Source organism: Ruegeria sp. BG9, assembly GCF_056538305.1.
This window is the reverse complement of record NZ_JBQFSY010000001.1, coordinates 153,376-165,922: the sequence shown is the minus strand read 5'-3', so window position 1 is coordinate 165,922 and position 12,547 is coordinate 153,376. Positions and strand designations below refer to the sequence as shown.

At 58.5% G+C, this 12,547-nt stretch carries 13 protein-coding genes; 8 read left to right on the top strand and 5 right to left on the bottom strand.

Annotated elements, in window-relative coordinates:
• Positions 1-21 precede the first annotated feature (21 nt).
• Positions 22-1,122, bottom strand: a complete 1,101-nt coding sequence (locus ACR0I8_RS00815; protein WP_170688657.1) for a PQQ-dependent sugar dehydrogenase — start codon at positions 1,120-1,122, stop codon at positions 22-24.
• 151 nt (positions 1,123-1,273) lie between these two features.
• On the opposite strand from ACR0I8_RS00815, the gene ACR0I8_RS00810 reads away from it, so the two are divergent.
• The 7 genes from ACR0I8_RS00810 (at position 1,274) to ACR0I8_RS00780 (ending at position 7,235) form a co-directional block, all read left to right on the top strand.
• Complete coding sequence (locus tag ACR0I8_RS00810; RefSeq protein WP_170458188.1) at positions 1,274-2,455, top strand: ABC transporter substrate-binding protein; 1,182 nt, start codon at positions 1,274-1,276, stop codon at positions 2,453-2,455.
• 127 nt (positions 2,456-2,582) lie between these two features.
• Positions 2,583-3,371 carry an ABC transporter ATP-binding protein gene (locus ACR0I8_RS00805; protein ID WP_170458187.1) on the top strand — a complete coding sequence of 263 codons (789 nt, stop codon included), beginning with the start codon at positions 2,583-2,585 and terminating at the stop codon, positions 3,369-3,371.
• Positions 3,368-4,198 carry an ABC transporter ATP-binding protein gene (locus ACR0I8_RS00800; protein WP_170466965.1) on the top strand — a complete coding sequence of 277 codons (831 nt, stop codon included), beginning with the start codon at positions 3,368-3,370 and terminating at the stop codon, positions 4,196-4,198. Before ACR0I8_RS00805 ends, ACR0I8_RS00800 begins: the two co-directional genes overlap by 4 nt.
• A 2-nt stretch (positions 4,199-4,200) precedes the next feature.
• Positions 4,201-4,473, top strand: coding sequence for a hypothetical protein (locus ACR0I8_RS00795; RefSeq protein WP_170688656.1), 273 nt, complete (start codon positions 4,201-4,203; stop codon positions 4,471-4,473).
• Positions 4,473-5,483: a branched-chain amino acid ABC transporter permease gene (locus ACR0I8_RS00790; RefSeq protein ID WP_170458185.1), complete on the top strand. Its 1,011-nt coding sequence runs from the start codon at positions 4,473-4,475 to the stop codon at positions 5,481-5,483. The genes ACR0I8_RS00795 and ACR0I8_RS00790 overlap by 1 nt, the downstream gene beginning before the upstream one ends.
• Positions 5,480-6,793 (top strand): branched-chain amino acid ABC transporter permease, encoded by a 1,314-nt coding sequence (locus ACR0I8_RS00785; RefSeq protein WP_170548748.1) that lies wholly within the window; start codon positions 5,480-5,482, stop codon positions 6,791-6,793. Before ACR0I8_RS00790 ends, ACR0I8_RS00785 begins: the two co-directional genes overlap by 4 nt.
• Before the next feature lie 184 nt (positions 6,794-6,977).
• Positions 6,978-7,235 carry a hypothetical protein gene (locus tag ACR0I8_RS00780; protein ID WP_425082780.1) on the top strand — a complete coding sequence of 86 codons (258 nt, stop codon included), beginning with the start codon at positions 6,978-6,980 and terminating at the stop codon, positions 7,233-7,235.
• Between the two features lie 32 nt (positions 7,236-7,267).
• On the opposite strand, the gene ACR0I8_RS00775 is transcribed toward ACR0I8_RS00780, so the two are convergent.
• Positions 7,268-8,815: a helicase HerA-like domain-containing protein gene (locus tag ACR0I8_RS00775; protein ID WP_170688655.1), complete on the bottom strand. Its 1,548-nt coding sequence runs from the start codon at positions 8,813-8,815 to the stop codon at positions 7,268-7,270.
• A gap of 447 nt (positions 8,816-9,262) precedes the next feature.
• Between ACR0I8_RS00775 and ACR0I8_RS00770 the strand changes: the two genes are divergently transcribed.
• On the top strand, positions 9,263-9,868 hold the full coding sequence (locus tag ACR0I8_RS00770) for an invasion associated locus B family protein (protein WP_170688976.1): 606 nt from the start codon (positions 9,263-9,265) through the stop codon (positions 9,866-9,868).
• A gap of 57 nt (positions 9,869-9,925) precedes the next feature.
• Here ACR0I8_RS00770 and ACR0I8_RS00765 read toward each other — a convergent pair whose 3' ends face one another.
• From ACR0I8_RS00765 to lpxD, 3 genes are read right to left on the bottom strand one after another with little or no spacing between them, the layout of a single operon-like run.
• Complete coding sequence (locus tag ACR0I8_RS00765) at positions 9,926-11,134, bottom strand: beta-ketoacyl-[acyl-carrier-protein] synthase family protein (RefSeq protein WP_170548757.1); 1,209 nt, start codon at positions 11,132-11,134, stop codon at positions 9,926-9,928.
• A gap of 9 nt (positions 11,135-11,143) precedes the next feature.
• Positions 11,144-11,401 carry an acyl carrier protein gene (locus ACR0I8_RS00760; protein ID WP_170373697.1) on the bottom strand — a complete coding sequence of 86 codons (258 nt, stop codon included), beginning with the start codon at positions 11,399-11,401 and terminating at the stop codon, positions 11,144-11,146.
• 32 nt (positions 11,402-11,433) lie between these two features.
• On the bottom strand, positions 11,434-12,525 hold the full coding sequence (gene lpxD, locus ACR0I8_RS00755; RefSeq protein ID WP_170688654.1) for a UDP-3-O-(3-hydroxymyristoyl)glucosamine N-acyltransferase: 1,092 nt from the start codon (positions 12,523-12,525) through the stop codon (positions 11,434-11,436).
• Between the last annotated feature and the right edge of the window lie 22 nt (positions 12,526-12,547).

Genomic DNA, 12,547 nt, shown 5'->3' with positions numbered 1-12,547 from the left:
TCAAGGAGGGCGAGCACTGATCTACCTATCCGGGGAAAGCCGGAAAACCGCTCCATTGCCTACGGAAATGAACCAGATCGACCCGTCCGGGGCCTCAACGATGTCCCGGACCCGCTCTGTTTCGGGGCCTTTGATTTGTTCGACCTCGCGCAACGGGTTGCCGTCCAGCCGGGAGATATAGTCAAACTTCAGCGATCCCACGAAGATGTCGCCTTTCCATTCCGGCCAGAGCGCACCGGAATAGACCATCAAGCCCGAGGGCGCGATGGAGGGGTCCCAATAGTGGCGCGGCTGTTCCATCCCTTCTTTGGCAGTGCCTTCGCCTATCGTCTTGCCCGAGTAGTGCTTGCCATAGGAAATGACGGGCCAACCGTAATTTAGCCCCGGTTGCACGAGGTTGACCTCATCCCCTCCGCGTGCGCCATGCTCGGATGTCCAAAGACGCCCTTGCGCGTCCAGATCGGCACCCTGGGGGTTGCGGTGCCCGTAGGACCAGATCTCGGGCCGAATATCCGCCTGCCCGACAAACGGGTTGTCTGCAGGAACCGAGCCATCGCGGTTGATGCGGATAATCGACCCGATAGGGTTTGAGCGGTTCTGAGCCTCCGGTTGATCCCCCCGATCCCCGATGGTGACAAACAAACTGCCGTCCTCGGCCTCGACCACCCGAGAGCCAAAGTGACGCCCGCCCGACCCTCCGGGCGTGGCCTCGAACAGGATGCGCGTGTTGGTCAGGCGTTTGCCGTTCTCTGACAGGCGCGCGACGGCCAGTGCGGTGCCAGCCCCAGTGCTCTGACGTTTCGAGAAGGTCAGAAAAACCTCGCGCGTCTGTGGGAAATCCCTCGCGACGGTCACGTCCAGCAAGCCGCCCTGCCCTCTGGCGGCCACTTTCGGAACCCCCTTCACTTTTTGAGGTTTCCCGTCCGACACATAAAGCACATCGCCATCCCGTTCGGTCACCAAAAACGATCCATCGGGTAGGATGCCTACAGCCCAGGGCGCATCCAGTCCCTCGATCATCGGCTCGATCTGAACCGGACCTTGGGATGTCTCAAGCTCCTCAGCGCAGGCAAGACCTGCGCTGATCATCAAGGCAAGAATCGCAAAGGCTCTGTGCGTCATGGGTCTTCCTTTCGGACTGACAGCGTTATCACCATGAGAACAAATAGGATTATGGAGCGCAAAAACACGATTGCGTTAGGACTTTTCTTTTCCGGATTGCTTGCCTAGGGTCATGCGCAGAACGAATACGTTCACAATAGGGAGTAACCATATGAAAAAGCTGCTGACTGCAACTGCAGCCTCCGCTCTTCTGGCGGGTACCGCAATGGCCGAAGACGTCAAGCTCGGCGTTCTGTTCGGCTTCACCGGCCCGATTGAATCGCTGGCACCTGCCATGGGTTCGGGCGCCGAGATGGCAATGGCCGAGGTCACCGAATCCGGCAAGCTGCTGGACGGAGCAACCGTGACCGCAACTCGCGCAGATACCGGCTGTATCGACAACGGTCTGTCCACGTCGAACGGCGAGCGCATGATCGCTGACGGCGTTGCTGGCATCATCGGCGGTGACTGTTCGGGCGTGACTGGCGCGATCCTGCAGAACGTCGCGATTCCGAATGGCATGGTGATGATCTCGCCATCGGCCACCTCGCCCGGTCTGTCGACCATGGAAGACAATGGCCTGTTCTTCCGCACCGCTCCGTCGGATGCGCGCGAAGGTCAGGTGATGGCAGACATCCTGAACGATCGCGGCATCAGTTCGATCGCTCTGACCTACACCAACAACGACTACGGCAAGGGTCTGGCGGATGCGATCCAGTCCTCGTTCGAGGCTTCGGGTGGTGAAGTGACCATCGTCGCAGCCCACGAAGACGGCAAGGCCGACTACTCGGCTGAAGTTGGCGCGCTGGCCTCGGCCGGTGGCGACATTCTGGTCGTTGCAGGGTATCTGGACCAAGGCGGTCTGGGCATAATCCAGTCGGCTCTGGACAGCGGCGCGTTTGATACGTTCGGTCTGCCCGGCGGCATGATCGGTGACTCGCTGCCTGCAAATGTCGGTCCGGACCTGAACGGCTCGTTCGGTCAGATCGCTGGCTCGGGCGGTGAAGGTGCTGAGAAGTACTTTGCCATGGCCGAAGCGGCGGGTTTTGACGGCTCGTCGCCATACTCGCCCGAGTCGTATGACGCTGCTGCCTTGTTCATGCTGGCCATGCAGGCCGCAGGTTCCACCAACCCGGCGGACTATGGCTCCAAGATCATGGACGTCGCCAACGAACCTGGTGAGAAGATCTATCCGGGTGAACTGGCCAAGGGTCTGGAACTGCTCGCTGCCGGTCAGGAGATCGACTATGTCGGTGCCTCAGGTGTTGAGTTGATCGGCCCCGGTGAAAGCGCGGGATCCTACCGTGAGATCGAAGTCACCGACGGCGAGAACAAAACCGTCAACTTCCGTTGATCCAAGGTTAACAGTCATAAAAACAAGCAGCCCGGGCCTTGTGTCCGGGCTGTTTCAATGACAAAAGCCCGCACCATTCGTACAGGGACGTGGCAACAACGCCGGAAAACGGCGGCTAGGGGAAAAGATGATCGTCGTCGAAGACGTGCATAAGCATTTCGGCGGGTTTCATGCGGTGGACGGGGCATCGCTGGAAATCCAAAAGGGCTCGATCACCGGTCTGATCGGACCGAACGGGGCCGGAAAAACCACTTTGTTCAATGTGATCGCGGGTGTCTTGCCTCCAACCAGCGGCAAGGTGGTGATGGATGGTGAGGATATCACCGGCCTGCCCCCGCATGAGCTGTTTCATAAGGGCCTACTGCGTACCTTCCAGATCGCGCATGAGTTCTCGTCAATGACCTGCCGCGAGAACCTGATGATGGTGCCCGGCGCGCAATCCGGGGAATCGCTTTGGAACACATGGTTCGGTCGCAAACGGATTGCTGATGAGGAACGCGCGCTTCGGGCCAAGGCTGATGAGGTACTGGAGTTCCTGACAATCGAGCATTTGGCTGACCATAAGGCGGGTCAGGTCTCGGGCGGGCAGAAGAAACTGCTGGAGCTTGGTCGCACCATGATGGTCGACGCCAAGATCGTTTTTTTGGACGAGGTCGGCGCGGGTGTGAACCGGACCCTGCTGATGACCATTGGCGACACGATCCTGCGTCTGAACAAGGAACGCGGCTATACTTTCGTCGTCATCGAGCATGACATGGATTTCATCGGAAAGATCTGCGACCCGGTCATCTGTATGGCCGAGGGCAAGGTGCTGGCCGAGGGCACGCTGGACGAGATCAAAGCCAATGAACACGTGATCGAGGCCTATCTGGGCACCGGACTGAAAAACAAAGACAAGCTGGAGGCCGGAGCGTGAGCGATAATCCTTATCACGACGACAAGGGCAACAAGGACGCGTCGATCACGAACACGCATGGCGTCGGCACCATGACCCCGGCCCATCGCAAAAGCGGCGCGACACAAAAGGTCGATGGTGGGCCGTTTCTGATCGGCGACACGATGACAGGTGGCTACGGCAAAGGGCCGGACATTCTGCACGACTGCACCATCGCCGTCGACCGGGGCGAGATTGCGGTCATCGTTGGGCCCAACGGCGCAGGCAAGTCAACTGCGATGAAGGCCGTTTTCGGAATGCTGGATGTGCGCTCGGGCGCTGTTCGGTTGGACGGTGAGGATATCACCGCGCTCACGCCGCAGGATCGGGTAATGCGTGGTATGGGTTTTGTCCCGCAGACCTCGAATATTTTTACCTCGATGACGGTGGAGGAGAACCTTGAGATGGGTGCCTTTATCCGCCGGGATGATTTCTCGGATACGATGGAGCAGGTCTATGAGCTGTTCCCGATCCTGCGCGACAAACGCCATCAGGCGGCCGGAGAGCTGTCGGGTGGCCAGCGCCAGCAGGTCGCCGTGGGCCGCGCGCTGATGACTCAGCCGAAGGTACTGATGCTGGATGAGCCGACCGCCGGTGTCTCGCCCATCGTGATGGATGAACTGTTTGACCGGATCATCGAAGTCTCACGCACCGGGTTGCCGATCCTGATGGTCGAACAGAATGCCCGCCAGGCCTTGGAGATCGCAGACAAGGGGTACGTGCTGGTTCAGGGGCGGAATGCTTATACCGGCACGGGCAAGGAACTGCTGGCCGATCCCGAAGTGCGTAAGAGTTTCTTGGGAGGGTGAGGATGTTCTTTGTTTATGCTGGCAAGGTCATCGCTTGGCTTGCAATTGCTCTCGGGTTGATACGTATTTCAATGGGGCTTTTTGTGGCAACACAATATGACGGGCACGCCGATGCAATCGCTCGCTATCTCGGAAGCGTAGAGACATCGGGTGACGCGATCGACCAAGGTCTCATTACCTTGGTGATTGGTGTTGTAGTCGGTTTGTTGGCGCATATTGCTGGTCGGCGAAAACACTCGCCTCAACCGGAACTTCATACAGCAAGAGAAGACTAATGGACTTTCTCAACGCCCTTGTGGCGCTTTCCAACTTCGTTCTTGTTCCCGCAATCGCCTATGGCAGCCAGTTGGCGCTTGGTGCTTTGGGGGTGACGCTGATCTACGGCATCCTGCGGTTCTCGAACTTTGCGCATGGCGATACGATGGCCTTTGGCGCGATGATCGCCGTTCTGGTCACGTGGGGCTTGCAAGCCGCAGGGGTCAGCTTTGGGCCGTTGCCGACGGCTCTGCTCGCCCTGCCCTTCGCTATTTTGGGCTGTATCGTTCTGGTGCTGATCACCGATCGGCTGGTCTATCGCTTTTACCGCGAACAAAAAGCCAAACCTGTTATTCTGGTGATCGTGTCCATGGGCGTGATGTTCATCATGAACGGTATCGTCCGGTTTATCATCGGGCCGGATGATCAGAGATTCTCGGACGGTGCTCGTTTCCTGATCAAGGCGCGGGACTTCAAGGCCTGGACAGGGCTTAACGAAGGTCTCGCTATCAAGACTTCTCAGGCCATAACGGTCGTTGTCGCAGTGATTGCCGTGGCCGCTCTGTTTTGGTTTTTGAACAAAACCCGGACCGGCAAGTCGATGCGCGCCTATTCGGACAATGAGGATCTGGCGCTGCTGTCCGGCATCAACCCCGAGCGTGTGGTGATGATCACCTGGATCATCGTGGCCGCGCTGGCGACCACGGCGGGCGTCCTTTACGGCCTCGACAAGAGCTTCAAACCCTTCGTCTATTTCCAGCTTCTGCTGCCGATCTTTGCCTCGGCCATTGTCGGCGGTTTGGGCAACCCTCTGGGCGCCATCGCGGGTGGGTTCATCATCGCGTTTTCCGAGGTGACCATCACTTACGCCTGGAAGAAGGTGCTGACCTATCTGGCTCCGGAAAATCTGGAACCGTCGGGATTGGTTCAGTTCCTCTCTACCGATTACAAATTCGCCGTCAGTTTTGCCATCCTGCTGATTGTGCTTCTGTTTAAGCCCACGGGCCTGTTCAAAGGAAAATCGGTATGAGCGAGGTTACCAAGAACACCCTGCTTTTCGTCACAGTTGGCGCGCTGATCCTTTTGACCGGCTTCACCCAAAGCTGGAACGCCGCGATCCTGATCCTGAACATGGGGTTGATCTCGGCCATCATGTCGATCGGTGTGAACCTGCAATGGGGTTTTGCCGGCCTCTTCAACGTCGGCGTCATGGGCTTTGTGGCTTTGGGCGGGCTGGCGGTTGTCCTGATCTCGACCCCGCCAACGCCCGGAGCATGGTCCGAGGGCGGCTATGGCGTCATTCTGGCGCTTCTTTTGGGGGCCGCGACAGTTGTTGCAACCGTCATGGTTGCGCAGAAGATGCCCAAAGGACGCGCGCGGACGCTGGCTATCGTCGGAATCCTCATCGTCGGTTTCTTTGTTTACCGTGCGATCTTTGACCCGAACGTCGCGGCGATCGAGGCAATTGATCCGGCCGTTGCCGGCAATATTGGCGGTCTGAACCTGCCGGTCTTGCTTGCCTGGCCTGCCGGAGGGTTACTGGCCGCAGGGGCCGCATGGCTGATCGGCAAGACGGCTCTGGGTTTGCGTTCGGACTATCTGGCGATTGCGACCCTTGGTATTGCCGAGATCATCATTGCCGTCATGAAGAACGAGGACTGGCTGGCCCGTGGCGTCAAGAACGTCTATGGCATCCCGCGCCCCTCGCCCGTGGTGGGCTATGAAGTTGAGCTGCAGCAAGACCCTTCATTCCTTGCGCGGGCGGACTGGCTGGGGCTTGATCCGGTGATCGCCTCGACCCTTTCGGTCAAGCTGGGCTATTCGCTGCTGTTCCTGATCGTTCTGCTGGTTCTGCTCTGGATGGCGCAGATGGCGCTCAAAAGCCCATGGGGCCGGATGATGCGCGCCATTCGTGACAATGAAGTCGCGGCTGAGGCGATGGGCAAAGATGTCACCCGCCGCCACCTACAGATCTTTGTGCTTGGCTCTGCCATCTGCGGTATCGCCGGTGCGATGATGACCACGCTGGACGGTCAGCTGACGCCGGGCACCTACAACCCCTTGCGCTTTACCTTCCTTGTCTGGGTAATGGTAATTGTCGGTGGGTCGGGCAACAATTTCGGCGCCGTGCTGGGTGCGTTCCTGATCTGGTTCTTGTGGGTCCAGGTCGAACCGATGGGCCTGTGGCTGATGAACCTGATTACCTCGGGCATGCCGGATGGCAGCGCGCTGAAGGCGCATCTGATCGAAAGCGCGGCGCATATGCGGTTGTTCACCATGGGTCTGGTCTTGCTGATTGTTCTCAGATTCAGCCCCCGAGGGCTAATCCCCGAGAAATAGTCGCATCGCGATCACAATCCAGAAGCCGCGCCCCTCAACCGGCGCGGCTTCTTGATTTTTAAAGAGGTTTCTGAGTACACGAGATTACCGCTCGTTGTTCGGACTTTTGGGGTCCGGCCTATGCTCAGAAGAAACCCGACCGATCTCTACGATCATTCGCACTCAATTGATGAGAGTATCAGACTTGACCAAGAAAACACTGATCACCAAAGCCGTTGTCATGCTGCCGGTTCTGGCCGCGCTGACGGCTTGTATTCCGTCGCCCGAAGACCTTGAGACCACTCCTGTTCAGGTCAACACTCCGCAGGGCGTCGTAACCTGTCAGCTTTACCGACATGATCGTGTGACCTGGGACCGAGCAATTGATTTCCCGGCCACAAAGATGTCGGTCAAACAAGCTGATGCCTATTGCCGTCAGGAAGGCCAGCGCCGCCTGAAGTAAGCCGGTTGGCGCCCTGTGCTGGGCGCCTCCGATCAGCGATTTCGGAACAACCCGCCCAGAATACCCCGCACGATGCGACGGCCGGTTGTTCCCTTCAGCTCCTTGATGACGGCCTCACTCATCGCCGTTGCAAATGTGTCTTTCTTACGCACCACCCGAGACGTTGAACGCCCAACCCGGCTACCTGAATACCGGCGCGCCGAGCTGTATTCGCGCTCCATCGGGGATTGTTGTTCGATGATCTCTTCCGCCTCCGCGGCCTCGGCCTCTTGGGCGGCAGCGTCAGCGCGGGCTTGCAAGATCTCAAAGGCCGATTTGCGATCGACCGGCGTGTCATATTTGGTCGCCATGGGTGAGGCTTGCAGGATACCCTGGCGCTCAGATCCCGAAATCGGCCCAAGCTGCGACCCGGGAGGGCGAATCAACGTCCGCTCGACAATCCCCGGCACGCCTTTCTTCTGCAGCATTGAGGTTACGGCCTCACCAACGCCCACCTCTCGGATCGCGGCCTCGGTGTCGAAGGCGGGATTCTCGCGATAGGTTTCCGCCGCCATACGCAGATTCTTGCGGTCACGCGCGGTGAAGGCGCGCAGCGCGTGTTGTACCCGGTTGCCCAACTGTCCCAAAATGTCTTCGGGAATATCGGCGGGGTTCTGCGTAATGAAGTAAACTCCAACCCCTTTGGAACGGATGAGGCGCGCGACCTGCTCGACCTTGTCGACCAGTGCCTTGGGCGCATCATCAAACAGAAGATGCGCTTCGTCGAAAAAGAAGACCAGCTTCGGCTTCTCCGGATCACCAACTTCGGGCAGTTCTTCGAATAGTTCGCTCAGCAGCCACAACAGGAACGTGGCATAGAGCCGAGGCGCGCCCATCAGCTTGTCCGAGGCCAGTATGTTCACCATCCCCTGCCCGTTTTCATCCGTTCGCATCAGATCTGCCAGATCCAGCGCGGGTTCTCCGAACAGCTTGGTGCCGCCTTGGTTTTCCAACACCAGAAGACGGCGCTGGATGGCTCCAATAGAGGCCGTTGAGACATTGCCATAACGCAGAGACAGCTGCGCCCTGTTCTCACCGATCCACACCAGAAGCGCCTGAAGATCCTTGAGATCCAGAAGCGGCATCCCTTCTTCATCGGCGACCCGGAACGCGATATTAAGAATCCCCTCCTGCGCTTCGCTCAGTTCCATAAGGCGCGACAACAGCAGAGGTCCCATTTCGGTCACGGTGGTACGGACCGGGTGCCCCTGTTCACCGAACAGGTCCCAGAACGTGACCGGACATGCGGCGTAGGAGAAATCAGTAAAGCCAATTCGTTCCGCGCGCTCGGTAAACGCCTGATGCAACTTATGGGTTTCGCTGCCTGCCAGAGCCAAGCCGGACAGGTCTCCTTTGACGTCCGACAGGAAAACAGGCACGCCCGCTTGCGAAAAACCTTCGGCCAGGATCTGGAGAGTGACCGTCTTGCCCGTCCCCGTGGCCCCTGCGATCAGCCCGTGGCGGTTCGCATATTTCAGCGTCAAACCTTGCGGCGTTCCGTATCCGTCTCCCGCACCGCCCAGAAAAATCTCTTTACCCATGTAATTGCAGCCTTTTTTCACTGATCCGCAACCAGCATACAAACTTAACCTTTGGCTGCCATAGTCTATTCGTTCCCTTTGTGGCCCCGGGTTGCCAAGGGGACACTTCCTCCCTGTCGACTGGCCGTGCCTTCGGGCACGGTTTTTTTCACGGAAGTGGGCGAATAAAACTGTGCTGATTAGTGCATTAAATTTTTCTGTTAGCGGTTGACCCCTGCTCCCCCCTTTCGTAACGTCTGCGCATAACTAAGTCGGCCAGTCCGACGGGGAGAAAAATTTTGGGAAGAGGGCTGCTCCACCAGCCCTCTTTTCTTTTGCCTGTATTGGTTCTTGAGCGGGGTTTGGCCCAAGAAAACGCTCACATTGATCTCAGCCATTCGGTTAACGACTGACAGCCGCGGCGAAGGATGCTAGATGAGGCAAAACAAACAGCAAACCGAGGCATTCATGTTCAAGAAACTCCTCTCGTTTAATACTCTGGCAGCCGTTCTGATGTGTGGAGCGGTTAGCGCGCAGGATACGACCTCCGAAGGCACGACCACTGAAGGCACTGGGGCCGATGCGGGCGCGGGCCTCGATTTGGGCCAATCCGGCCCGCGTGTAGGTGAGCAATTTGTCAAAGAAGAATCCGGCGATTGGGATGTCTCTTGTATCAAGGCGCCGGAAGGCGAAGATCCTTGTGCGATCGTGCAGGTTCTGAACGGCCCTCAGGGTGATCCGATTGCAGAAGTGTCCATCGGCAAGTTGCCCGAAGGCGGAGCGGCTGTTGCATGGGCTAATGTGATCGTACCGTTGGAGACTCTGCTACAAGCGCAACTGGCCCTGTCGATCGACGGCGCACCGCGCAAGCTCTATAACTACCACCATTGTCTGCCTGTTGGCTGTGTTGCGCAGCTGGGCCTCAGCCAGGGTGATATTGACGCGATGAAAGCGGGCAGCAAAGCGACCTTTTCGCTGGTTCCCGCGCGCTTCCCCGATCAGGTTATAACAATGGATATGTCCCTGTCGGGCTTCACTTCGGGCTTTGACGGGCTGGCCGTTAACGTCAACTAAGTCAGCTGCGAATAAAGATCGCCGCCGCAGCTTTGTGGCGGCGGTTTTCTTGGCAGATCAAACGCTTTTGAGCGCCAAGACCGCATTCAACCCGCCAAACGCAAACGCATTGCTGAGCGCTACGTCGACTTTGGCTTCGCGCGCGACATTTGGCACCACGTCCAGCGCGCATTCCGGGTCGGGTTCTTCATAACCGATGGTGGGCGCGATCACTCCGTCCCGCAGCGCCATGATACAGGCCAGAAGCTCTACCGCTCCGGTGCCTCCGATCAGGTGGCCGTGCATGGATTTGGTCGATGAGATCATCAAATCATCTGCATGCGGTCCAAACACATCAGCTACGGCGGCACATTCCGTTTTGTCATTCGCGGCGGTGCCTGTGCCATGCGCATTGATGTAGCACACATCGCTGGCATTCAGCTTGGCATCCGCCAACGCGCCCGCCATCGCTCGTGCGGCACCCTGCTTGCTGGGCATCACGATATCCGAGGCGTCCGAAGACATGGCGAATCCCACAACCTCACACAGGATATCAGCGCCGCGGGCGCGGGCATGTTCGTATTCCTCGAACACAAAGACACCGGCACCCTCGCCCTGCACCATCCCGTTGCGGTTGGCGCTGAAGGGGCGGCAGGCATCCTTGGACATCACGCGCAGACCTTCCCAGGCCTTCACACCGCCGAAACACAGCATGGATTCCGATCCACCGGTGATCATGACAGGCGCGGCCCCGCTGCGCACCATCTGAAACGCCTGTGCCATGGCATGGTTCGACGACGCGCAGGCCGTCGAAACCGTAAAGCTGGGGCCTTTCAGGTTATGCTCCATTGAGACATGGCTGGCCGCCGCGTTGTTCATCAGCTTGGGCACAACAAAGGGATGCACCCGGTTCTTGCCGTCTTCGTAGACCGAACGGTAATTGTCATCCCAGGTCGAGACACCTCCGCCCGCCGTACCCAGAACCACGCCGGATCGTGCCGCCAGCTCGCCGTGGAACTGAATGCCCGACTGGTCGATCGCCTCCTTCGCGGCTGTCAGAGTGAACTGCGTAAACCGATCGTAGAGAGACATCTGCTGGCGGTTAAAGCGCCCTTCGGCCTCAAACCCCCGCACCTGACCGCCGATCTTGATCGCCAGACGGTCAACATCGCGGAATTCCAGGTCCGAGATACCACAACGCCCTTCGCGCATGGCCTCGAGCGTGTCGGGGACCGAATGACCCAGCGAGTTGATGGTACCCGCCCCGGTAATGACAACCCGTTTCATTGTTTCGGGTCAGACCTTTTCCGACACAAGCTGTTCGATGCCGGCAATGATCGCGGCCACGTTCGAGATGTCGAAATCATTCGCCTCGGGCTCATTGGCGTTGAAGGGAACCGATATGTCGAACTCTTCCTCGATGGCAAAGATGCTTTCGACCAACCCCAGGCTGTCGATGCCCAGATCCGCAAGTGTGCTGTCGGGTGTGACATCCGATGGCTCCAGAACGGCCTGCTCTGCAATGATTGCGATGACGCGGTCGCTGATGCTCATGTTGATCCCCTGGCTATCAATCTGAGGATGATTTAATCGCTCGGAGACTGTTTGAAAACAGCCTTTTTCAATGCCTCGACGTCGCGAGCCATGCGCGGCAAGCGGCGTTGAGCCTTGTAGATCTCGGTATGGGTTTCCATCTTGACGCCAGGATAGCCCATGATCACACGACCAGCTGGCACGTTGGACAGGATCTTGGTGGCGCCCCCCGCGATCACGCCATCCCCGACGAAGATATTGTCGGCCACGCCAGTCTGACCGCCAAGAACCACGTTGTTTCCGACATCGACTGAGCCGGACAATCCACTTTGGCCGCACAGCAGACAATCGCGCCCTATGCGCGTATTGTGCCCCACATGCACAAGGTTATCGAGCTTCGAACCATCGCCAATCCGCGTGTTTCGGATCGTGCCATTGTCGATCGTACAGTTAGAGCCGACCTCGACATCGTCCCCGATTTCCACTGCGCCCAGAGAATGGATGCGCAGCCAGCTTTGCGCTTTTGCATCGCCCTGATCGCCCAACGTCTTGCGCGCGTTTTCAACACCTGAAATCTCAGGAGTAACAAAGCTGAACCCGTCGGAGCCGATACGCGCGCCGGGTTGGGCGATGAAGCGGTCTCCGATTTGCGCACGCGCACCGATGCTGACCATTTCGCGCAGATGGGCTTGCTCACCCAACACCACGTCCATTCCGATTGTACAGTGCGGACCGATCACCGATCCCGCGCCAATCTTCGCCCGCGCGCCGATAACGGCCAACGGACCGATCGAGACACCCTCAGCAATTTCAGCCGTCGGGTCGATCACAGCCGAGGGGTGGACACTTGGCTCAACGCCCTGCCCCCGGTCCAGCAGTCTCGTGATACCAGCCATCGCCATTCGGGGGCGCGTAACAAAGATCGCAGCGCGCAGGCCCATTGCTTGCCAATCCGCGCCTTCCCACAGCATTGCCGCGCGGGCCTCACCGTTCGAAAGCGTTTCGGCATATTTGGGGGACATTGCCATCGCCAGATCGGTTGGTCCGGCATCACCCGGTTCAGCGGCCCGCAGAATTGTCAGGTCTGTTTCACCCTGACACTCGGCCCCAAGGCTTTCGGCGATCTGTTGGATGGTGAACTGCATAGCGGGCGTCCTCTTGGGCAGG

Bases quoted from the DNA above. Each gene is read 5' to 3' on its own strand.
- ACR0I8_RS00770 (WP_170688976.1), top strand. From the start codon at position 9,263: ATGTTCAAGAAACTCCTCTCGTTTAATACTCTGGCAGCCGTTCTGATG.
- ACR0I8_RS00790 (WP_170458185.1), top strand. From the start codon at position 4,473: ATGGACTTTCTCAACGCCCTTGTGGCGCTTTCCAACTTCGTTCTTGTT.
- ACR0I8_RS00785 (WP_170548748.1), top strand. From the start codon at position 5,480: ATGAGCGAGGTTACCAAGAACACCCTGCTTTTCGTCACAGTTGGCGCG.
- ACR0I8_RS00775 (WP_170688655.1), bottom strand. From the start codon at position 8,815: ATGGGTAAAGAGATTTTTCTGGGCGGTGCGGGAGACGGATACGGAACG.
- ACR0I8_RS00810 (WP_170458188.1), top strand. From the start codon at position 1,274: ATGAAAAAGCTGCTGACTGCAACTGCAGCCTCCGCTCTTCTGGCGGGT.
- ACR0I8_RS00765 (WP_170548757.1), bottom strand. From the start codon at position 11,134: ATGAAACGGGTTGTCATTACCGGGGCGGGTACCATCAACTCGCTGGGT.
- ACR0I8_RS00805 (WP_170458187.1), top strand. From the start codon at position 2,583: ATGATCGTCGTCGAAGACGTGCATAAGCATTTCGGCGGGTTTCATGCG.
- lpxD (WP_170688654.1), bottom strand. From the start codon at position 12,525: ATGCAGTTCACCATCCAACAGATCGCCGAAAGCCTTGGGGCCGAGTGT.
- ACR0I8_RS00795 (WP_170688656.1), top strand. From the start codon at position 4,201: ATGTTCTTTGTTTATGCTGGCAAGGTCATCGCTTGGCTTGCAATTGCT.
- ACR0I8_RS00815 (WP_170688657.1), bottom strand. From the start codon at position 1,122: ATGACGCACAGAGCCTTTGCGATTCTTGCCTTGATGATCAGCGCAGGT.
- ACR0I8_RS00760 (WP_170373697.1), bottom strand. From the start codon at position 11,401: ATGAGCATCAGCGACCGCGTCATCGCAATCATTGCAGAGCAGGCCGTT.